This window comes from Methylobacterium sp. Leaf399, assembly GCF_001424525.1.
GTDB lineage: Bacteria > Pseudomonadota > Alphaproteobacteria > Rhizobiales > Beijerinckiaceae > Methylobacterium.
The window spans coordinates 165612-186128 of record NZ_LMQK01000001.1 but is presented as its reverse complement, the minus strand read 5'-3'; the positions used below and the strand labels follow the sequence as shown (position 1 = coordinate 186128).

General features: G+C 71.9%; 17 protein-coding genes. 5 read left to right on the top strand and 12 right to left on the bottom strand.

Annotation, left to right across the window (positions count from 1 at the left end; translation table 11 throughout):
• Positions 1-270: 270 nt before the first annotated feature.
• A complete protein-coding gene (rpoN, locus tag ASG40_RS00885; RefSeq protein WP_082523837.1) occupies positions 271-1839 on the top strand; it encodes an RNA polymerase factor sigma-54 in 1569 nt (522 codons plus the stop codon).
• A gap of 21 nt (positions 1840-1860) precedes the next feature.
• Here rpoN and ASG40_RS00880 read toward each other — a convergent pair whose 3' ends face one another.
• Genes ASG40_RS00880 through ASG40_RS00860 form a run of 5 tightly spaced genes read right to left on the bottom strand, consistent with a single transcriptional unit; the run spans position 1861 to position 9373 of the window.
• Positions 1861-3018, bottom strand: a complete 1158-nt coding sequence (locus ASG40_RS00880) for a VWA domain-containing protein (RefSeq protein WP_055879043.1) — start codon at positions 3016-3018, stop codon at positions 1861-1863.
• Positions 3015-5336: a DUF5682 family protein gene (locus ASG40_RS00875; protein WP_055879040.1), complete on the bottom strand. Its 2322-nt coding sequence runs from the start codon at positions 5334-5336 to the stop codon at positions 3015-3017. Before ASG40_RS00875 ends, ASG40_RS00880 begins: the two co-directional genes overlap by 4 nt.
• Before the next feature lie 10 nt (positions 5337-5346).
• On the bottom strand, positions 5347-6441 hold the full coding sequence (locus tag ASG40_RS00870) for an ATP-binding protein (RefSeq protein ID WP_055879034.1): 1095 nt from the start codon (positions 6439-6441) through the stop codon (positions 5347-5349).
• Positions 6438-8000 (bottom strand): DUF5691 domain-containing protein, encoded by a 1563-nt coding sequence (locus tag ASG40_RS00865; RefSeq protein ID WP_082523836.1) that lies wholly within the window; start codon positions 7998-8000, stop codon positions 6438-6440. The genes ASG40_RS00870 and ASG40_RS00865 overlap by 4 nt, the downstream gene beginning before the upstream one ends.
• The gene (locus tag ASG40_RS00860; RefSeq protein WP_055879032.1) at positions 8000-9373 is read right to left on the bottom strand and encodes an SWIM zinc finger family protein; all 1374 of its coding nucleotides are present in this window, start codon (positions 9371-9373) and stop codon (positions 8000-8002) included. Before ASG40_RS00860 ends, ASG40_RS00865 begins: the two co-directional genes overlap by 1 nt.
• Positions 9374-9696: 323 nt before the next feature.
• On the opposite strand from ASG40_RS00860, the gene ASG40_RS00855 reads away from it, so the two are divergent.
• The 4 genes from ASG40_RS00855 (at position 9697) to ASG40_RS00840 (ending at position 11716) form a co-directional block, all read left to right on the top strand.
• Entirely contained in the window at positions 9697-10071 is a 375-nt protein-coding gene (locus tag ASG40_RS00855) for a hypothetical protein (RefSeq protein ID WP_156387493.1), read from the top strand.
• Positions 10072-10182: 111 nt separating this feature from the next.
• Positions 10183-10785 (top strand): ribosome hibernation-promoting factor, HPF/YfiA family, encoded by a 603-nt coding sequence (hpf, locus tag ASG40_RS00850; protein ID WP_055879025.1) that lies wholly within the window; start codon positions 10183-10185, stop codon positions 10783-10785.
• Positions 10786-10919: 134 nt separating this feature from the next.
• Positions 10920-11387: a PTS IIA-like nitrogen regulatory protein PtsN gene (gene ptsN, locus ASG40_RS00845; RefSeq protein WP_055879022.1), complete on the top strand. Its 468-nt coding sequence runs from the start codon at positions 10920-10922 to the stop codon at positions 11385-11387.
• A 20-nt stretch (positions 11388-11407) separates the two neighbouring features.
• On the top strand, positions 11408-11716 hold the full coding sequence (locus ASG40_RS00840; RefSeq protein ID WP_200944174.1) for a hypothetical protein: 309 nt from the start codon (positions 11408-11410) through the stop codon (positions 11714-11716).
• Between the two features lie 19 nt (positions 11717-11735).
• On the opposite strand, the gene lpxB is transcribed toward ASG40_RS00840, so the two are convergent.
• The 7 genes from lpxB to rseP form a co-directional block, all read right to left on the bottom strand.
• Positions 11736-12902: a lipid-A-disaccharide synthase gene (lpxB, locus tag ASG40_RS00835; RefSeq protein WP_055879016.1), complete on the bottom strand. Its 1167-nt coding sequence runs from the start codon at positions 12900-12902 to the stop codon at positions 11736-11738.
• Positions 12899-13792 (bottom strand): LpxI family protein, encoded by an 894-nt coding sequence (locus ASG40_RS00830; RefSeq protein WP_055879012.1) that lies wholly within the window; start codon positions 13790-13792, stop codon positions 12899-12901. The genes lpxB and ASG40_RS00830 overlap by 4 nt, the downstream gene beginning before the upstream one ends.
• A gap of 16 nt (positions 13793-13808) precedes the next feature.
• Entirely contained in the window at positions 13809-14615 is an 807-nt protein-coding gene (gene lpxA / locus ASG40_RS00825; protein WP_055879007.1) for an acyl-ACP--UDP-N-acetylglucosamine O-acyltransferase, read from the bottom strand.
• Complete coding sequence (fabZ, locus tag ASG40_RS00820; RefSeq protein ID WP_055881024.1) at positions 14612-15094, bottom strand: 3-hydroxyacyl-ACP dehydratase FabZ; 483 nt, start codon at positions 15092-15094, stop codon at positions 14612-14614. Before fabZ ends, lpxA begins: the two co-directional genes overlap by 4 nt.
• Positions 15095-15298: 204 nt before the next feature.
• Positions 15299-16390, bottom strand: a complete 1092-nt coding sequence (gene lpxD, locus ASG40_RS00815; protein ID WP_055879004.1) for a UDP-3-O-(3-hydroxymyristoyl)glucosamine N-acyltransferase — start codon at positions 16388-16390, stop codon at positions 15299-15301.
• Between the two features lie 46 nt (positions 16391-16436).
• Positions 16437-19019: an outer membrane protein assembly factor BamA gene (gene bamA, locus ASG40_RS00810; RefSeq protein ID WP_055879001.1), complete on the bottom strand. Its 2583-nt coding sequence runs from the start codon at positions 19017-19019 to the stop codon at positions 16437-16439.
• A gap of 312 nt (positions 19020-19331) precedes the next feature.
• Positions 19332-20489 (bottom strand): RIP metalloprotease RseP, encoded by a 1158-nt coding sequence (rseP, locus tag ASG40_RS00805; RefSeq protein ID WP_055878997.1) that lies wholly within the window; start codon positions 20487-20489, stop codon positions 19332-19334.
• Positions 20490-20517 lie beyond the last annotated feature (28 nt).

Sequence of the window (20517 nt, the reverse complement as noted above, 5' to 3'; positions counted from 1 at the left end):
CTTCACGAGGCGTGCTGCACACTCTCCGGGCGGCGGGCGGACACGCGGTCGGCCCACCGGCGCGTCCCAGGTGGTCGCTGCGCTGCGCATCCACAGTCATAAACCGTTTGCGACCATCGCTCGGCACCATGCCCGTACAGGTGCTTTGACCTGCCGCCGCGATGGCGCTAGACCTGTCACGGACTAAAGGAAGCAAGAATGATGCCGGCAGCCGGACGCGGTTAACGCGGCCTGTCGGATCGTGGTCTTCACGGGGTTCGGGGCCAAGCCATGAGTCTGCTGCAACGGCTGGAAATGCGCCAGGGCCAGGCCCTGGTGATGACGCCACAGCTTCTCCAGGCGATCAAGCTCCTTCAACTCTCGCAGCTCGATCTGGCCGCCTACGTCGACGCCGAGCTGGAACGCAACCCGCTGCTGGAGCGTGTCGAGGGCGAAGCCGACCCGGAGCGGCGCGGCGCCGATGCGGTGCCCGAGGCTCCCGGTGCGGAGCCGGCGGAGGGGTTCGGCGGCGACGGGTTCGAGGGCCGCGAGACCGAGCCGTGGATCGCCACCGAGCTCGGTGCCAGCCAGGCCCAGATCGAGAGCGACCTCGACACCCGCCTCGACAACGTGTTCTCCGACGACGCCCCGAGCCTCGGGCGCGAAGCCCCCGCCGGGGGCGACATGCTCTCCCTGACCCCGGCGCCCTATGGCAACACCGGCGGCAGCTTCGACGGCGACGCCCCCGACTTCGAGGCGACGCTGACCTCCGAGATGTCCCTGCGCGACCACCTCGTCGCGCAGCTCGACCTCGCCACGAAGGATCCGGTGGACCGCCTCGTCGCCGGCTTCCTGATCGACGCGGTGGACGACGCGGGCTACCTGCGCGAAGAGATCGACGAGGTCGCCGAGCGGCTCGGCACCGGCCTCGACACGGTCGCCCGCGTCCTCAAGCTGATCCAGACCTTCGACCCGCCGGGTATCGCCGCCCGCGATCTCGCCGAGTGCCTGAGCATCCAGCTGCGCGACAAGGATCGGTTCGACCCGGCGATGCAGGCCCTTGTCTCGCGCCTCGACCTCGTGGCCAAGCGCGACTTCGCGAGCCTGCGGCGCCTGTGCGGTGTCGACGACGAGGACCTCGTCGAGATGCTGGCCGAATTGCGCCGCCTCGATCCCAAGCCCGGCCGCGCCTTCGGCTCGCGGGCGGTGGAGGTGTTGATCCCCGACGTGTTCGTGCGGGCCGCCCCGGACGGGTCGTGGCTGGTGGAGCTGAACGCCGAGGCGCTGCCCCGGGTATTGGTCAACCAGAGCTACTACGCCCGGGTCTCGCGCGGCGCGAAGGCGGACGGGGACAAGGCGTTCCTGTCCGAATGCCTGCAGACCGCCAACTGGCTCACCCGCAGTCTCGAGCAGCGTGCCCGCACCATCCTCAAGGTCGCCTCCGAGATCGTGCGCCAGCAGGACGCGTTCTTCCTGCACGGGGTGGCGCACCTGCGCCCGCTCAACCTCAAGACGGTCGCCGAGGCGATCGGCATGCACGAATCGACCGTGTCGCGGGTGACCTCGAACAAGTCGATCGGGACCAGCCGCGGCACCCTCGAGATGAAGTACTTCTTCACCGCCGCGATCCCGGGGGCGGCGGGCACCGCGGCCCATTCGTCGGAAGCCGTGCGCCACCGCATCAAGCAGCTCGTGGACGGCGAGGCCCCCGGCGACGTGCTCTCCGACGACGCCCTGGTCCAGAAGCTGCGCGACGAGGGCATCGACATCGCCCGGCGCACCGTGGCGAAGTACCGGGAGTCCTTGCGGATTCCCTCCTCGATCGAGCGCCGGCGCGAGCATTTCGCCTACGCCCGGTGACGCGAGAGCCCGGCTGGCCGATCAAGCCTCGGGCGCTGCCGCCACCGCCGCGATGCCGGCCTGCGCCGCCCAGGCGGTGACGTCGCCCTTACGGATGGCCGCCGCCATTAGGTCGGGGAAGAGATCCGGCGTGCAGGCGAAGGAGGGGACGCCGAGGGCGGCGAGGCGGCCGGCCAGCGCCCGGTCGTAGCTGGGCGCGCCCTCGTCGCTCAGCGCCAGCAGCGCGATCATCTGCACGCCCGAGGCGACGAGCCGCTGGGCGCGGGCCAGCAGCCCGGCCTCGACGCCGCCCTCGTAGAGGTCGGAGATCAGCACCAGGATGGTGTCGTCCGGCCGGGTGATGCAGGATTCGCAATAGGCGACGGCGCGGTTGATGTCGGTGCCGCCCCCGAGCTGCACCGAGAACAGCACCTCGACGGGGTCCTCGATTTCCTCGGTGAGGTCGACCACCGCCGTGTCGAACACCACGAAGCGGGTCGAGACCGCCGGCAACGAGGCCATCACGGCCCCGAAGATGCTCGAATAGACCACCGAATTGGCCATCGACCCCGATTGGTCGATGCACAGGATCACGTCCTTGAGGCTGGCGCGCTGGCGCCGGCCGTAGCCGATGCGCGTCTCGGGGACGATGGTGGCGTAGTCCGCCTGGTAGTGCCGCAGGTTGGCGCGGATGGTGCGGTTCCAGTCGATCTCGGCATGGCGCGGGCGCCGGTTGCGGCTCGCCCGGTCGATCGCCCCGGCCACCGCCTGGCGCATCGGCTCCTCCAGCCGCTTCGTCAGGGCCTCGACGACCTTGCGCACCACGAGGCGGGCGGTGTCCTTGGTCCTGCCGCCGAGGATGCCGCGCAGGGAGATCAGCGTCGAGACCAGGGCGACGTCCGGGGTCACCGCCTCCAGGAGTTCCGGCTCGGTGAGCATGCTCTCGAGGTCGAGGCGCTCGAAGGCGTCGCGCTGGAGCACCTGCACCACCGCGGTCGGGAAATAGTCGCGGATGTCGCCCAGCCAGCGCGGCACCGACGGGGCAGAGGCGCCCAGACCCGCCTTGCGGTCGGAATCGTAGAGGGCGCCAAGCGCCCGGTCGATCCCGGCGTCGCGGCCGGCGAGGACATGGCCGGTCCCGTCGGCCTCGTCGCCCCCGAGGACGAGGCGCCAGCGGCGCAGGCGTTCGGTCTCGCTCATCGGGCGTCTCCGCCGGGCGCCGGCTCGGGTCCCAGCAGGAGCCGCAGCACCGGCAGCACGCGGGCGGCCCGCGCGGCGTCGAAGCCGTGCCCGTGGCCGGTGGCGTCCGGCGTCGTGCCGCCGGGCCGGCGCAGGGCCTCGCCGATGGCCCGGCGCTCGGGCCGCGGGATCGTCGCGAAGCTGCGGCGGACCAGCGGCAGGAGGTCGGTGAAGAGGTCCGCGTCGAGGCCGACGAGCCAGTCGTCGAGGATGCCGAGCAGCCCGTCGCCGTGGATCAGCGCGGTGCCGCCGCCCTCCAGGAACCCGGCGATCCAGGCCGCGGCCGGCCCGGCGCCGCTGGCCCGCGACAGGGCGAGGCGCAGGCGCGTGCCGGCATCCTCGGCCGAGATCGCGCGCGCGTCGAACAGCAGCCGCACCGCGCGCCCGACCACGCGGCCATGGACGTGGTCCTGGCCGGCCAGCGACAGCAGGGCGTCCCGCCAGACCTCGCCGAGGTCGCTCTCCTCCAGCAGCGACACGGCCCGGTGGACGCCCTCGACATGGCCCTTGGCGAGGGCGGCCGCATCGTCGTCGAGGCTCTGGCAGGCCACCACGAGGCCGGCGGCGATGCGCGGAACGATCCCGCGCACGATCCGACGCACCGGCTCGGTGTCCGAGGAGCGGACCGAGCCGTAGCGGGCGAGCTCGGCGAGGGCCGGCAGCGCCTGCATCAGGTCGAACACGTCGGAGGAGACCGCGGCGCGGTCGTCGAGGGCCTGGACCACGTCCGCCGACGCCTGCGCGAGGTCGGCGTCGAGCAGCGTCCCGATCAGGTCCGAGAGGTCGCTGACGCGGGTGGTGGCATGGGCGAGCGTCCGGATCCGGCTCGCCGCCGCGTCGGCCACCGTCCCGCCATCGGCCGAGGCCGCCACGAGGTCGACCGCCCATTCCGGCTGCCAGGCGAGCACCCAGGCCTCGCGGAAGGTGCCGCGTCCGCCGGCCTGCCGCCGCGTCCCCCACGGGATGCCGACGAGGGCGAGGCGGTTGAGGAAGTGGCTGCGGGCGAGGTCGCCCTCCTTGCGCAGGTCGAGCACGATCTCGCGCGACCCGCCCTCCGGCGACAGGCGCAGGCGCTTGCACTGGGCGGCGAAATCGAGCTCCACCGGCGTCCGGGCGCTGCCGGCCGGGGTGGCGCCCAGGCGCTCGCCGATGACGAGCTTGGCGCGGATCAGCCTCATCGGGGCGGGGTCGGCAAAGCACAGGGTCGAGGCGGCGGCCTCGTCGAGGTCGTCCAGGGAGGGGCGCGAGCGTCCGCGCAGGCCCGCCAGCATGCCGGCCAGCCGCACCGCCTCGATCACCGTGGCGGAGGAGGCGTCGAGGTCTTCCCCGCGCAGGAGTGCTGCGGCCCGGGAGAGCCAGCGCGCCGCGACGCGGTCGCCGTGGTGCCAGACCGCATCGTACCATTCCGGCGAGAGCACGCCGGCCCGGTAGCCGCTGGCGGTGGCGAGGCGTTCGTAGGACCACGGCGCCCAGGCCGCTGCCACCTTGGTCTTGGGCAGGCCCTTCAGGATCGCCGCATCCCGCACCGACTGGCCCTTGGCGTCGTGGCGGGCCAGGGCCGGGGCGTGCCAGGCGCCGCAGACGACAGCGATGCGCGAAAACCCGTCCTTGGCGGCCCTGCGCAGGCCGGTGCGCATGTGGGCCTCGCGCGCTTCCTCGCGGAATCGCTCGGCGTCGGGCGAGGCGTTCTCGGACATGGCGTTCTCGGACATGGCGTCCTCGGCCTCGCGCAGGGCGGCCATCGCTTCGGCGATCGCGGAAAAAACGTCCTCGCCCGCCTCCGAGCGGCTCTCGACGAAGGCGTCCCACCAGCGTTCGCCGTCGTCGTAGCCCGCCGCCCGGGCGAGTTCGCCCAAGGGATCGCGCCGCATGGCGGCCGTGGCCGGGCCCCTCTCCGGATCCTTCTCGGCCTCGTCGTCGATGGCGGCCGGTCCCTCGGTTGCCGGCTCGCCGAAGCCGTCGGCGAGCTGGATCGCGTGGGGCAGGTCGATGAAGCGGGCCGGCACCTCGCGCTCCTGCGCGTGGCGCAGGGCGACCCATTCGGGCGAGAACGCCGCGAAGGGGAAGAAGGCGCAGTCGCGCGGCCGGTCGGCCCGGTAGACGAGCAACGCCACCGGCGGGCGCATCTCCGGATCGGCGGCGAGCGCCAGCAGCGCCTCGGCATCCGGCGGCCCCTCCACCAGCAGGCAATCGGGGGCGAAGGCGTCGAGGGCGCGCACGAGGCTGCGGGCTGAGCCCGGCCCGTGATGGCGGATGCCGAAGATGCGGATTTCGCTCATGCCCGCCCGGTCAGGCCGACGCGCGGGCGGCGCGATAGAAATCCGTCCACTCCGCCCGTTCCTTGACCACGGTCTCGAGGTACTCGCGCCAGATCACCGCGTCCTGAACCGGGTCCTTCACCACGGCGCCGGCGATGCCTGAGACGAGGTCGTGGGCGGTGAGCCGGCCGTCGCCGAAATGGGCGGCGAGCGCCAGCCCGCTGCCGACCACGCTGATCGCCTCGGCGGTGGAGAGGGTGCCTGACGGCTGCTTGACCTTGCTCTTGCCGTCCTCGGTCACCCCGAGGCGCAGCTCGCGAAAGATCGTGACGACCCGGCGGATCTGGTCGGCGCCGGGCGGCTCGGCCGGGATCTCGAAGGCGCGGCCGAGGGCGGCCACCCGGGTCTCGACGATGGCGATCTCGGCCTCGATGGTGGCGGGTGGCGGCAGCACCACGGTGTTGAAGCGGCGCTTAAGCGCACTCGACAGTTCGTTGACGCCCCGGTCGCGGTTGTTGGCGGTGGCGATGAGGTTGAAGCCCTTCTGCGCCGCCACCTCCTCGTTCAGCTCGGGGATCGGCATCGTCTTCTCGGACAGGATGGTGATGAAGCTGTCCTGCGTCTCGGAGGGGATGCGGGTCAGCTCCTCGACGCGGGCGATGCGGCCCTCCTCCATCGCCCGCACGATCGGGCTCGCCACCACCGCCTCGCGGCTCGGGCCCTTGGACAGCAGCAGGGCGTAGTTCCAGCCGTAGCGGATCGATTCCTCGCTGGTGCCGGCGGTGCCCTGCACCACGAGACGCGAGGTGCCGCAGATGGCCGCCGCCAGGTGTTCGCTCACCCAGCTCTTTGCGGTGCCGGGCACGCCGAGCAGCAGCAGCGCCCGGTCGGTGGCCAGCGTGGCCACCGCCACCTCCATCAGCCGCCGGTCGCCGATGTACTTCGGGGTGATCGCCAAAGCGCCGGCCTCGCCGCCCATCAGGTAGGTGACGACGGCCTGGGGCGAGAGCCGCCAGTTCGGCGGTCTCGGCCGCGTGTCGGCGGCCTTCAGCGCTTCCAGCTCCTCGGCGAAGGCGTCCTCGGCCGAGCGGCGCAGCTGCGCGGAGGGGATCGCGGTCTGGCTCATGTCGGATCGAACTCCCGTCTCATGGCGGCGCGCAGGTCGAGGGTCTCGGCCATCGCGGTGATCTGCCGGCGCAGAGAGGCGTCGGCGTCGTCGGGCAGGCGGGCGGCGATCGCCGCGGCCGCGGCCGCGGCGTCCCGGTCGGCATGGCCGCGCTCGGCGATCTGCCGCGGCAGGCCGCCGCGGCGCAGGACGTCGCAACCGGCCACCGGCCCCCCTGCGACCGGGGCAAGCCAATCGAGCAGCGCGGCGGTGAAGGCCGGCGACCACGCCTCGGGGGCCTCGTCGAGCATCGTCGGGACGAGGTCGAGCGGTCCCGCGAGGGCGGCCGTCATCGCGCGCTCCCACTGATCGTCGGGCAGCGTGCCGAACACCGTGGCGAGCGCCCGCCGGGTGGCATCGGTGGCCGTCACGCCCGGGAGGCGGTGTGCGCAGGCGGTCGTCAGGACGTCGATCGTCGCTTGCGTCCAGGCCGGATCGCCCGCCCGGCGGATCGCTGCGGTGAGGCCGGCGAGCAGCGGCTCGTGCCATTCGCTCGCCAGGGCGCGTTCGATCCACAGGCGGGGAGGGTGGCCGGCGTAGCCCGAGAGCGGCGCCAGGGCGACGATCTCCCGCAGAAGCTGGGCGCGCGGGCCGCCGGTGCTGTGGACGGCATAGGGGCTCGGTGCGATGCCGTCGCGCGCCAGCTCCGGGGATTCCTCCGGCAGGGTGACGACGAGATCGTGCCTGGGGGCACGCAGCAACCGCTTGGTCTCCACGATCCGCAGGGCCGCGGCGGCTCGCCCGGCCATGCGGCCGATGAACCGGCTCCCGGGCGAGCGGCCCAGCAGGATCTGGGCCGCCGTGCGGACGCCGCTACCCCTGTCGTCGAGGCAGGCTTCGAGGAAGGGCTCGTCGGCCCCGGACAGGCCCTCGTCCAGCGCCCTGACCAAGGCCGCGCGCATGTCGGCCTTCTCCACCTTGAAGGCCGCTTCCAGAGCCGTTCGGGCGCCGGCGGGGTCCTGCCGGCGCAGGGCCGTGAAGGCGGCGACCCGCGTTCCGGCGTCGCCCACCGTCCAGTCGTCGGCGGCGACGTCCGGTTCGTCCCGCCCGGAGCAGACCCGGTGCAGCCAGGCGAGCTCCGCGTCGGCGACCGGGTCGATCGTCGCGGAGCCGGTCGCACCGTCACGCCGCCGGTCGAGGACGCAGAGCAGTTCGGGCGGGGCGCGAAAGCCGCGCGCCGCGGCGAGCCGGCACCATTCCTCGATCCGCTCGGCGGGTCCGTTCTCCGCCATCAGCCCGGCGAGGCGGTCGGCCGCCGCCGTGGGGCAGGGCGGCCCGGCCGATTCGCGGGGCGGGAACGGCCGCAGGGCATCGCCTGTGAGGCCGCTGCCGGCGAGGTGGTAGGCCCCGTAGCCCCCGATCCCGGCCAGGAGGTCGGCGCCCGCATCCCCGGTGGCCGGGAGATCGAGCGGTCCACCCGCCGTCGCGCGCACCGGGGTACGCTCGGCCCCCATCAGCGTCGCCGCCAGGGTCGTGCGCCAGGGATCGCCAGGGGAAGGTCCCGCGGTCGGATGCGCCATCAGGCCGCCCGCCGCAGCAGCGGACGCGCGTCCTGCGGCGGCGCCACGTAGAGCCGCCCCTGCGCGACCAGGCCGAGCGGGCGCAGGCCGTAGCCGTCGTAGAGACCGAACAGGTCGATCGGCCGGCCGGCCGCCACCGCCACGAAGGAGCGGATGCGCGGGTCGTCGCGCAACGCCAGGCAGCCACCGGCATCGCCGACTCCGAACCGGGGCACGCCCGGTTCGGATGCGCTCAACAGCCCGAAGGACACGCCCGATAGCCGCATCGGCCACAGGTCGATCCAGGGCGTCACAGCCAGTGCCCCGGCCCAGGTGTCGAGGGCGTCCGTGATGCTGCCCGCTTCCGGCAGGCTCGCCGGTTGGACCGCGACCGAGCGTCCCTCGCGCAGGACCGCGCGCAGCTCGGGGGCGGCCGGATGAAAGGCGAGCGCCCCGGAAAACGCCTGCCCCGGCACCGGTGCCGGCGGCAGCGGCGAGCCCGGCGTGCCGTAGTCGAGCACCTGCGCCAGGCGCCCGCCGGTTCGCCCGGCGAGCCAGACCGAGCGGGCGACGAGCTTGTCCTCCTCCTCGATCTCGTGGGCGAGCACCGTCCAGGTGTCGGTCTCGTCGGGTCGGCGGGCGATCTCCTCGGCGCTCACGGGGAAGCCGATGGCGGCACGTACCGCCGCCTGCCGCCCCGGATCGAGGGCGTCGAGGCGATGGGCGGCGCGCAGGATCAGGCCGAGCCGGCCGACCGCCAGGGCGACGGCCTCGTTGCCGGATGCGGCGCCCTCGCGCGGGGCCGCCGCGAGCAGGCCCGGCAGTGCCCGCACCCGGCGGGCGAGACCGGGGGCCTGGGCATCCACGAGGCGCCCGGCCATCCGGTCGAAGAAGGCGTAGGGCTCGCCGCGCAGGCTCGCGGTGCCGCGCCGCATCAGGTCGCGCAGCCACAGGTCGAGCTCGGCCAGTCCCGAGGCGACCTTGTCCTCGCGCGCCCGGCGGCGGCGGGCCTGTGCCGCCTCGTCGACCGGTCTTGCGGGCGTATCGGCCGCGGGTGCCGCTGCGCGGGCGGCCCGCCCCGTCGTCCAGGCGCCGACCCAATCGGGGGGCGCCGCCTCGGGAAACGCTTCCGGCCCGGCGGCAAACACGAGCATCAGCCCGAGGCCGTGCTTGCAGGGGAACTTGCGGCTGGGGCAGGTGCATTTCGAGGCCGGCCCTGACAGGTCCGCCACCGTCCGATAGGGGCTGGCGCCGCTGCCCTTGATCTCGCCCCAGACCACGTCCCCGGCCCGCGCGAGGCCGCTCCATCTGCCGGGCTTGGCCTGTTCCTGCCCGGCCTTCCGGCTCGGCGCGTCGGGCGCGAGGTCGAGGATCTGGGCGGGGGTGAGGCTCATGGGGCGCCCGGTTCGTCGCATCGGCCGGACGACAGACTAGCGGCGACAGGACGACGAGGAAAAGCCCAAAACCGCTTGGGCCGTTGCAAGCAACGGATCGAGATCTCCGCGGCTATAGCCGGCGTCGACCCGGCTCTTCTCTCGACGGGACGGTGCAGCCGCGACGGCGACACCGCCGCACGGGAGGTGCGCCCCACATCGTCAGGGTCGAGCACGGCTCCTGTCTCCAGCGCGGCGACGACACCGGAGCGCCGGCTCGGGAACCGGTTGCATCGCACGCGCTTGTCCAGGCTAGGCAACCCGTTATCTCGTAGGAGGCGACCTTGATCAAGCGATTGGCTCTGGCGGGCATGGCCTGGATCGCGGTCGGGACCTGGGCCGAAGCGCGCCGGGAGGTCCGCCAGGCGGACAGCCCCGCCATGGTCGCCGGCATCGAGGCGGATCTCGCCGGGCGCCACTGCACCGGCGTCAAGATCGACCCCGAACACTTCCGGAGCTTCGCCCGCCAGCATGGGCTGAGCCACGAGGACTTCTTCATGAAGAAGCGGTCCGCGCGCCTCAAGGCCGAGGTCGCCCGCACGACCGAGGCCCTGGCGACGGAGCCGGCCTCCACCTGCGAGCGGCTCTGGGCGGACTACGGTGACGCCGGCCGGAAGGTGACGCTGCTGAGGCACGTCGCCCCCGCCAAGGGCGCGTGAGAGAAAACGGTGCGTGCGGCACGCCGATTGGCGCCGGGAGGCCCGCGTTGACTTCGCCGGCCAAGAATCCTTAACTCCATACGATCGACACGGCGAAGAACCGGAGGGATCATGGGGTCATTACGCGTCACGGGCCATGGCCTCGACCTCGGCGAGGCCCTGCGAGGGCGCGTCGAGGACCGGATGGCCGCAACGCTCGGCAAGTTCCTAGATCCCGCGATGAACGCCAGCGCCAACGGGCACGTGACCCTGCGGCGGGACGGGACCGCCTATCGGACGGACTGCGTCATCCACCTCGTCACCGGCCTGACGCTAGAAGTCGCCGGCAGCGCCCACGACCCACACGCCAGCTTCGAGCAGGCGGCCGACAAGCTCGACAAACGCCTGCGCCGCTACAAGAACCGGCTCAAGGACCATGGCGCCGCCCTCCACGACGGGGCCGCCGTCGAAGCGGCCTATGCCGTGATCGCGGCGCCCGACGACGACGACGATTACGACGACGAGATCCCGGATGGCGACGCCCATCCGCCGGTGGTGGCCGAGAGCACCAAGACCCTCCAGCGCCATTCGGTGAGCGAGGCGGTCACCGCCCTCGACATGACGGGGGCGCCGGTGATCGTTTTCGTTCACGCTGGTACGGGGCGCCTCAACGTCGTATACCGCCGCAGCGATGGCGCGATCGGCTGGATCGACCCGCCCGAGGCCGCCGCCTGAGCGGCGCCGGCGCCGGGGACGTTTCGGGGAGGCGGGTCATGAGGCCGTAGGGGTGGGCGCCGCCTGCTCGTCTGCGGTCTTTCAATTCACGTGCGGTGTCCTGCGGGGCGTCGCCGACGGGGCGATGGTCCTCCATGCCAGTGCTGGAATTCCTCAGTCCGGATTCCGTCGTGCCCTCGCTGCGTGCGCGTGCCAAGAAGCAGATCCTGCAGGAGCTGAGCGCGCATGCCGTGCGCCGGCTTCCGGCCCTGGACGAGCAGGCGGTCTACGACACCCTGCAGCAGCGCGAGCGGCTGGGCTCCACCGGCATCGGCGACGGTGTCGCCATTCCGCACGGCAAGCTGCCGGGGCTCGACCGGCTGTTCGGTCTGGTCGCCCGACTGGAAAAGCCTGTGGACTTCGAGGCCCTGGACGGCCAGCCGGTGGATATCGCCTTCCTCCTCCTCGCGCCCGAGGGGGCGGGGGCCGACCACCTCAAGGCGCTGGCCCAGGTGGCGCGGGTCCTGCGCGAGCCGGGCATCCTCGACCGCATCCGCGCGGCGCGGGACGCCACCGCCCTCTATGCGCTTTTGACCCACACCTCCGCCTCGCAGGCGGCGTGATGACGGGATTGGCCAGAGCGATGGCGATCGGCTGCCTCGTGGCCCTGCCGTCGTCCGTCTCGGTCGCGCGGGCGCAGGCCGACACCGCCTGCGCCCGCGACGTCCTCGTGGCGACCTCGATGCAGCGCCAAGCCCTCGAACAGCTCGAACAGGCGGGCGGCGACGATGCCGACCGATGCCGGGTCTGGCGGCGCCACGTGGAAACCATGCGGCGCACGGCCAGCGTCTACGGGCGCTGCCTGTCGGGAGCCGAACGCGGCGCCCGCCTCGCCGAGGTCCAGGGCTCCGAGAAGGAGTTTTCCGGGCTGATCAGGACCCGCTGCCGCTAGAGCCTCGCCGATCCGGCGTCTACGCCGTCGGGATCAGCGCCAGGACGATGCGGGCGGCGCTGCGACTCGGGATGTCGTCGTGCGCGAGGCGCATCAGGCCGTCGATCCGGTCCAGCGACGCGATCTGGGCGTCGCGCTCGGCGCCTCCCGTGACCAGCGGCGCCAGGGCGGTGGCGAGGCGCCCAGCGGTGCAATCGGCCTGCACGAACTCTGGCATCGCGTTCTCCCCGAGGATGAGGTTGGGGAGCACGATGGTCGGCACCTGGATGAGGCGGCGCGCCACCGTCTCCTCGATCCGCGACACCTTGTAGGCCACCACCATCGGGACGCCGGCCAGCGCCAGTTCGAGGGTGACGGTGCCCGAGGCGGCGAGCGCCGCCCGGGCCCGGCGGAAGGCGGCGTATTTCGCGGCCTCGCCGTGGACGAGCCGGACCGGCACCGTCCAGGCGAGTGCCAGCCGCTCGATCATGGCGCGGTGCCGGGACACCGCCGGCAGCACCGCCTCGACCGGGCCGATCCGCCGCGCGAGATCCGCCAGCGTCGCCCCGAACACCGGCATCAGCCGCTCGATCTCGGAGCGGCGGGAGCCGGGCAGGACGACGATCGTCGGCGGGTCGGCGGCGCGCAGCCGCGCCTCGTCGGGACCGGGACGCAATTCCGACAGGCGCTCGATCAACGGGTGCCCGACGTAGGTGCAGGCCGGGCCGCCCAGGCGCCGATGCGCCTCCGGCTCGAAGGGCAGGAGGGCGAGGACATGGTCGATGAACGGCCGCATCCTGGCCGCGCGCCACGGCCGCCAGGCCCAGACGCTGGGGGAGACGTAGTCGACGATCGGCAACCCCGGCATCCGCTTGCGCACCCGCGAGGCCACCGCATGGGTGAAGCCCGGGCTGTCGATGATGACGAGGATGTCGGGCCGGGCCTCGACGACGTCGCGCACCGTCTGGCGGATGCGGCGCAGGAGCGTGCGCAGGCGTGCGGCCACCGGCAGGTAGCCCATGACCGCCACGTCGTCGATCGGGAACAGGGACGCGAACCCCTGGCCGATCATCGCCTCGCCGCCGACGCCGCCGAAGACGAGCGGATGCTCGGAGAGATCGGACAGGCCGCGCATCAGCTTGGCGCCGAGCTGGTCGCCGGAATCCTCGCCGGCCACCAGCCAGATCTTTCGGGGGGCGGCGCTCACCCGTCGATCCTCAGCCCGACCACGAACAGGCCGGCTCGGTCTGCGGCGGCGACGGTGGCCGCCCGGTCGATGATCAGGGTCAGGCCGGCCTGGATCGCGAGGCCGGCGCAACCCGCGGCCGCCGCGTTGGTCACCGTGCGTGGCCCGATCGCCGGCAGGTCGACCCGCAGGTCCTGTCCCTCCTTGGCGAGCTTGACGAGGACGGTGCCGGGTTGCGCCCGCCCCAGCCCGAACGGCCTCCGCCCCAGCGCCCGGGCGCGGGCGAGCATCCGGTCTGTCCCTTCCGGGCCTTCGACGGCCACCGCCCGCAGGGCCGCGACCACCGCCGCCTGCCCGACGTCGTAGGGCGACAGCGCGCCGAGCAGGGCCCGGCCGGTGGCGATCGACAGGGCGGCCGCCTCGTCGGGGGCATGGCGGCCGAGCTGCCCCTCCGGGCTCAGGAGGTCTGGCGCCACGTCGTGGACGCCGACGACGCTGTGGCCGCGCTCCTCCAGCAGGGACAGGGCGCCGCGCAGCAGGCGGTCGTCGCCGCCGTTGGCCATGGCCCGCAGGACTTCACGGTTGCGCAGGGCCGCGGCGGCGTTGAGGATCGCGGCGGGGCTCGGCCGGGAGACGCCGCCGGCCGGCACGACACTGGCGGGCCCCCAGGCATCGAGGATCTTGAGGACGCCGGCGACGTCGAGGAGGTCGACGCTGGCCTTGGCCCGCGCCCGCATCGGGCCCTCGGCGAATCCCCGGATGGCGAGGACGCGAAACGGGCGCCCGGACCGCTCCAGGGAGGCCGCCACCAGTTCTGGCAGGCGCCCGGCGCCGGCCACCAGCACCAGGGGGCGTTCGGGGGCCGTGGGCGCGGCCGGCGCGGGCGCCACGGCCGATGCGGACAGGCTCATCGTCCGGACCGGCCCGTCACGCCGCGCCCGGGGTTCCGCGCGGGGTGCACAGCGAGCGTTTTCCGCCCGCGCGGATGAAGGCGATGATGTCGGCCACCGCCGCATGCGGTTCGAACTCCGCCGCCACGTCCTCGAGCCGCTCCATCAGCGTGCCCTCCGGCGCGAACAGCAGGCGATAGGCCCGGCGCAGGGTGTGGATGTCCTCGCGCGAAAAGCCGCGCCGCTGCAGGCCGATGATGTTGAGGCCGGAGAGATAGGCGCGGTTGCCCAGCGCCATGCCGTAGGGGATGCAGTCGTTCTCCAGGCCGGAGAGGCCGCCGACGAAGGCGTGGGCGCCGACGCGGGCGAACTGGATGATGGCCGCGCCGCCGCCGAGGATGGCGTAGTCGCCCACGGTGCAATGGCCGGCCAGCATGACGTTGTTGGAGAAGACGACGCCGTCGCCGACCCGGCAATCGTGCCCGACGTGGGAATTGGCGAGGAAGGCGCAGCGGTCGCCCACCACCGTTTCCAGGCCGCCGCCCTCGGTGCCCGGATTCATGGTCACGCCTTCGCGGATCATGCAGTCGGCGCCGATGGTGAGCGTCGAGGCCTCGCCGCGGAACTTGAGGTCCTGCGGCGGGTGGCCGATCGAGGCGAAGGGATAGATCGTCGTCCGGGCGCCGACGCTGGTGCGGCCGGCCACGACCACGTGGCTCACGAGTTCGCACCCGTCGGCCAGGGAGACCTGCGGGCCGACGTGGCAGAACGGCCCGATCCGCACGCCCTCGCCGAGCCGTGCCCCGTCCTCGACGACCGCGCTCGGATGGATCGCGGCGCTCACTCGGTCACCAGCATGGCGCCGATTTCGGCCTGGGCCACCAGCGTGTCGCCGACCCGCGCTTCGCCGCGGAACCACCACATCGTCTTGCGCTGGCTGATCTTGGTCATGTGGTAGCGCACCGTGTCGCCCGGGACGACGGGCTTACGGAACTTGCACTTGTCGATGGTCATGAAGAAGACCTGCTTGGTGCGGACCGCCTCGGACATGATGTGGCGGCAGCAGATCGCGCCGGCGGTCTGGGCCATGCCCTCGATCAGGAGCACGCCGGGGAAGACCGGCAGGCCCGGGAAATGCCCCGTGAACTGCGGCTCGTTGATCGTCACGTTCTTGATGCCGATGCAGGACTTGTCGCCGTCGATCTCGACGATCCGGTCGATCATCAGGAAGGGATAGCGATGGGGCAGGAGTTCGAGCACCTTCTGGATGTCGGCCGAGGCGAGTTCCTGCCCGGCATCGCGTCCGCCGGACTCTCGCGGCATCTCGTTCATGGAATCCTACACCCCAAACTTCGCGCGTGCCGGCGCCTCCGAACGCCCGCTGCCCGCCTCGATCGATGGCCGTGGATCGGCCCGCGCCTCAGGATCGGCACGGGCGCTTCACGGCGAGCGGCCCTCTTGTGAAGAAATCGGGGCCAATGCAAGGCCGGATCGCAGATGCACGGTCCGGCGACCCGAAGGCGGGCCTCAGCTTCCCTGCGCCGGGGGGGTGCCGCCGGTCCCGGCCGGGCCGTCGCCGTCGCGACCCGTCCGTTCGGCGAGCCGGGCCAGGGTCGTCAGTTCGCGGAACCAGGCGCGCACGGGCTTGGCCGGGGTGCCGCCCCAGCGGCTGCCGGGGGGCACGTCGCGGTTGACGTTCGACGAGCCGGCGATCTGCGCGCCCATGCCGATGCGGATGTGGCCGACGACGCCGACCTGGCCGCCGAGGACGACGTAATCCTCCAGGGTCGTCGACCCCGAGATGCCGACGCCCGAGACGATGACGCAGTGGCGCCCGATGACGACGTTGTGGGCGATCTGCACGAGGTTGTCGATCTTGGTGCCCTCGCCGATCACCGTGTCGCGGCTGGCGCCGCGGTCGACGGTGGTGTTGGCGCCGATCTCGACATCGTCTTGGATGATGACCCGGCCGATCTGCGGCACCTTGAGATGGCCGCCCGGGCCCATGGCGAAGCCGAACCCGTCCTGCCCGATCCGCGCGCCCGGGTGGACGATGACCCGGTTGCCGAGAAGCGCGTGCGTGAGGGTGGCTCCCGCACCGACGGCGCAATCGCGACCGATCCGGACCTCCGGACCGATCACCGCGCCCGGGCCGATCACGGTGCCCGACCCGAGGTCGGCCCCCGGGCCGATCACCGCGCCGGGATCGACCCGGACGCCGGCCTCGAGGCGCGCGTCCGGGTGGACGTGAGCCCCCGGAGAGACCCCGGCGGAACCGAACAGCGAACCCGGCCGCATGGCGTCGGGATGGAACAGCGCCAGGATGCCGGCATAGGCCCGATAGGGATCCGGCAGGACCAGCGCCGCCGTCGCGGCCGGCACGCGCGCCGAGAAGCGGCGGGAGACGAGGCAGAGGCCGGCCCGCGTCGCGGCCAGCGCGTCGATGTAGCGGGCGTTGTCCATATAGGCGACGTCGCCGGGGCCGGCCGATTCGAGCGGCGCGGCACCGGTGAAGGCGGCCTCGGCATCGGCTCCATCGGGCACGCCGACGCCACAAGCCCCGGCGATGGCGCCGAGGCTCAGGGTGGTGCGGGTTCTGAAGAAGATCGGATCGGTCATGCCACGAATGGCTCCGCCCCCCGGTGGGGAGGGCGGAGCCCGTCGCTCAGAACCGGGAGCCGCCCGAGAAGCGGAAGGCCTGGAGCTGGTCCTTGCCGACTCGGCCGTAGAAGGTTCCGTCGGGACCGAACACCTTCTGGCCCTCGTCCTTCGACAGGGCGTAGGCGTAGTCGAAGCGGATCGGTCCGAGCGGCGAGTTCCACAGGATGGAGGCGCCGATCGAGGAGCGGATCACGGCCTTGTCGCGGACGTTCACGCACTCGGGTTCGACGGCGATGGCGTTGGGGCCGACCGACGAGTAGTTGCAGCCGCCGCCCGGTGCGATGCCGTTGATGAAGGCGTCGCCGTTCACGTTGAACTGCGAGCGGCCGTTGTAGCCGAACAGCGTACCGGCATCGGCGAAGACCGCGCCCTTCAGGCCGAGATCGCGGGGGATGCCCCAGATCGGGAACTGAACCTCGACGGTGCCACCGACGTAGGTGGTGCCGCCGACCGCGTTCGAGCGGCTGTCGGCGATGCCGACGTCACGCGGGCCGATGCCGTTGGGCGCGAAGCCGCGGACCAGCGACGGTCCGAGGAAGAACTGGTCGGTGATGCGCAGCGGCTCGTCGTTGAGCGCCGAGATGTGGCCGCCCTGGAACCGCACGAAGCCGACCACATCCTCGTAGAGCTCCTTGTAGTACCGGGCGTCGCCGGTCACGCGGAAGAACTTCGAGTCGCCGCCGAGACCCGCGACGTCGGGCTTCAACTCGGCATAGAGGCCGTTGCGCGGGAGCTGGAGGCTGTCGAGGGTGGAGTAGGCGAGGGTCACGCCGGCCAGCGAGGTGAGGGTGTTGCCCTGCGAGCCCTTGAGGGCGATCGACGCTTCGCCGTCGAAGGCACAGGCCGGGTAGGCGGAGAGGCCGCTCACGCTGCGCCCGCCGACGCTCTGGCTGAACGTGTTGGGCCCGTAGGTCTGCGTATAGCCGGGGATCGGATTCGAGCAGTCGTTGTAGGGACGACGGATCGTGTTCGGGACCTTCAGCTCGGTGTTGTAGAGCGAGTAGCGCAGGGTCACGCCGAACTCTTCCGTGATCGGCAGGCCGACGCGGAGCTGACCGCCGTAGACGGTGGTCTCGTAGCGCGAGTAACGGGTCTGGTCGCTGTACTTGTAGAAGGCGTCGAAACCTGCGGCGAGGCGGTAGCCCATGAAGTAGGGCTCGGTGAACGAGAAGTCGACGCCGCGGGAGTACTGGCCGGCGGTGCCGGCGACGCGGACGTACTGGCCACGGCCGAGGAAGTTCGACTCGGAGACCGAGACCTCGGCGATGATGCCGTCCTGGGTCGAGTAGCCACCGGCCACCGAGAACGAACCCGTGGGCTGATCCTCGACGTCGATGTTGATGATCACGCGGTCGGCCGACGTGCCCGGCTCGTTCGAGAAGCGGACCTTCTTGAAGAACCCGAGGCCGTTCAGGCGGCGCTCGGCCCGGTCGGTGAGGACGCGGTTGTAGGCATCGCCCTCGGTGATATCGAGCTCGCGACGGATGACGTAGTCGCGGGTGCGGGTGTTGCCGCGGATGTTGATGCGCTCGACGTAGACGCGCGGGCCGTCCTCGACCACGAAGCCGAGGGAGACGGTCTGGGTGGCGCGGTCGCGCTGGCCGGTGGGGCGCACCTGGGCGAAGGGGTAGCCCTGGCGGGCGACCTGGTTGGTCACGCCGGTGAGGGTCTTCTCCACGTCCTCGGCGTTGTAGACGTCGCCGACGGCGGTGCGGACCTCGCCGTCGAGCACCTGGGTGTCGACTCCGGCCAGGCGGGAGTCGATGGCCACGGCGCCGACGCGGTACTGCGCGCCCTCTTCCACGGTGACGGTGATCGCCCAGCCGGCGTCCTCGCCTTCCACGTAGCGGGAGTCGGCGTTCACGATCCGGAAGTCGGCGTAGCCGTTCTTGAGATAGTAGCGGCGGACCATGTCGAGGTCGTTGGTGATCCGGTCGGGATCGTAGACGTCGGAGGTCTTGATGAAGCTGAGGAAGTTCATCTCGGAGGAGGACATCAGCTCCTTGAGCTTGCCTTCCGAATACGCCTCGTTGCCGACGAACTTGATCGACTTGATGCCGGTCTTGTCGCCCTCGTCGATGACATAGATCACGTCGATGCGGCCGTTGGGCAGGTCGACGGTGCGGTAGCTGACCTTGGCGCTGCCGCGCCCGGCGCGGCGGTAGACCTCGCGGATGCGCTGCAGGTCGGCCTCGACCACGGCCTTGTTGAAGCCGCTGCGGCCCTTGGCTTCGACCTGGCCCTCGAGGGTGGCCTTCTCGACCTTCTTGTTGCCCTCGAACACGACGCGGTTGACGACGTTGTTCTCGCGGACGCTCACCACCGTGCCGGCGCCGCTGCGCGACACCTTCACGTCGGAGAACAGGCCGGTGGCGAGCAGGTTGCGGCGGGCCTCTTCGGGGGAGCCCGATGCGGTGCCCGTCACGTAGGAGCGGATCGTGTCCGAATCGACGCGCTGGTTGCCCTGAACGACGATCTGCTGCGCCTGAGCGGGACCGACCAGGACCAGCCCGGCTGCCGCGGTGGCGACAAGGACGATGGCCTGTTCGGCCGACTTGCGCCGGCGCTTCGTCGTCATCGACATCATGTAAAAGCCCGTCTCTTTTATTATCAGCACGGGCTCTCACCCGCAGACGAGCGACCGTTTACCGGCCGTCCCGACACCTGGTCTCTAGCCCAGCTTCTACCGAGTTTCGGAAGCGAAGCAAACGCTCGGGTCCCCCGGCTCCTGGGGATTTTGGGGGGACGTGGCCTTCCGGTCACTTAACGGTTCCCGACGACCCGGAATCAGGGTGTACGGACCGTAAAGAGGCCCGCCACCCCCCGGCGGGAGGATGGCGGGCCTCGGGCTTTTTCAGGGCGCGGGCGGGTTTTCGCGACGACTGGTTTTCGCGACGACTCAGGTGGCGCGCGTCCAGGAGGCCGCAAGGTTGAGGATGTCGTTCCAACCCGCGAACAGCATCAGCATCAGGACGAGGGCGAGACCGATGCGAAAGCCGATCTCCTGGGTCTTCTCGCTCAAGGGGCGGCCGCGCACCGCCTCGTAGGCGTAGAACATCAGGTGGCCGCCATCGAGCATCGGCACCGGGAACAGGTTGAGGAGACCGATCGAGACCGAGAGCAGCGCCACCAGGCTGATGAGGCCGCCGACGCCCCCGACCTTGGCGACCTCGCCGGAGACGCGGGCGATGCCGATGGGGCCGGAGAGCTGGTCCGGGGATTCTCGGCCCGTCACGAGCTTGCCGAGGTAGTCCATGGTGCGGTCGACCACGAAGTAGGTCTCGTAGACGCCCAGGGACAGCGACTGCAGGGCGCCGTACTGCACGAGCCTCGCCTCGGTGCCCTTGGGGCCCTGGAGGCCGAGGCGGCCGAAGCGGTGCTGTCCGAAGGGCGTGCGCTCCTGGACGACATCGGGGATCGCGACGAGGTCGGTGGGGACGCCCGCCCGTTCCACCACGATCTTCAGCGAACTGCCGGCGCTGCCGGTCACGGTGCGCTGCATGTCGGTGAAGCTGCCCACCGGGGCGCCGTCGATGGAGCGGATGACGTCGCCGGGCTGGAAGCCGGCACGCTCGGCGGCGCTTCCGGCGATCACCGCCTCGACCCGCGCCGGCGTCTCGTAGCGGCCGCCGAAGTAGATCGCGCCGGCGAAGACCAGGATGGCGAGGATGAAGTTGGCCACTGGCCCCGCCACCACGATCGCCGCCCGCTTGGCCACCGGCTGCGTCGGGAAGCTGGTGGCTCGCTCCTGCGGGCTCATCTGCGCCACGCCCTGCGCGTCCGGCACGCTGGCGCCGTTCATGTCGCCGTGGAACTTGACGTAGCCGCCGAGCGGGATGGCGCAGAGCTTCCAGCGGGTGCCGTGCTTGTCGTTGAAGCCGACGAGTTCCGGCCCGAAGCCGATCGAAAAGGCATGGACGCCGACGCCGCACCAGCGCCCGACCAGGAAGTGCCCCATTTCGTGGACGAAGACCACGATGGTCAGGACGATGAGAAAGGGGATGACGGCGCCGAAGAACCCGCTCGCGGTTCCGCCCATGGCGCTGAGGAATTCCATCGGTCCGTCCTTGATGCCGGTCTCTCGA

Coding starts and splice junctions, on each gene's coding strand:
- fabZ (WP_055881024.1), bottom strand. CDS start 15,094: ATGCCGCGAGAGTCCGGCGGACGCGATGCCGGGCAGGAACTCGCCTCG.
- ASG40_RS00865 (WP_082523836.1), bottom strand. CDS start 8,000: ATGGCGCATCCGACCGCGGGACCTTCCCCTGGCGATCCCTGGCGCACG.
- ASG40_RS00830 (WP_055879012.1), bottom strand. CDS start 13,792: ATGAGCCTGTCCGCATCGGCCGTGGCGCCCGCGCCGGCCGCGCCCACG.
- ASG40_RS00875 (WP_055879040.1), bottom strand. CDS start 5,336: ATGAGCGAAATCCGCATCTTCGGCATCCGCCATCACGGGCCGGGCTCA.
- bamA (WP_055879001.1), bottom strand. CDS start 19,019: ATGATGTCGATGACGACGAAGCGCCGGCGCAAGTCGGCCGAACAGGCC.
- rpoN (WP_082523837.1), top strand. CDS start 271: ATGAGTCTGCTGCAACGGCTGGAAATGCGCCAGGGCCAGGCCCTGGTG.
- ASG40_RS00870 (WP_055879034.1), bottom strand. CDS start 6,441: ATGAGCCAGACCGCGATCCCCTCCGCGCAGCTGCGCCGCTCGGCCGAG.
- rseP (WP_055878997.1), bottom strand. CDS start 20,489: ATGGAATTCCTCAGCGCCATGGGCGGAACCGCGAGCGGGTTCTTCGGC.
- ASG40_RS00880 (WP_055879043.1), bottom strand. CDS start 3,018: ATGAGCGAGACCGAACGCCTGCGCCGCTGGCGCCTCGTCCTCGGGGGC.
- ASG40_RS00860 (WP_055879032.1), bottom strand. CDS start 9,373: ATGAGCCTCACCCCCGCCCAGATCCTCGACCTCGCGCCCGACGCGCCG.
- lpxD (WP_055879004.1), bottom strand. CDS start 16,390: ATGACCGATCCGATCTTCTTCAGAACCCGCACCACCCTGAGCCTCGGC.
- ASG40_RS00840 (WP_200944174.1), top strand. CDS start 11,408: ATGGCGATCGGCTGCCTCGTGGCCCTGCCGTCGTCCGTCTCGGTCGCG.
- hpf (WP_055879025.1), top strand. CDS start 10,183: ATGGGGTCATTACGCGTCACGGGCCATGGCCTCGACCTCGGCGAGGCC.
- ptsN (WP_055879022.1), top strand. CDS start 10,920: ATGCCAGTGCTGGAATTCCTCAGTCCGGATTCCGTCGTGCCCTCGCTG.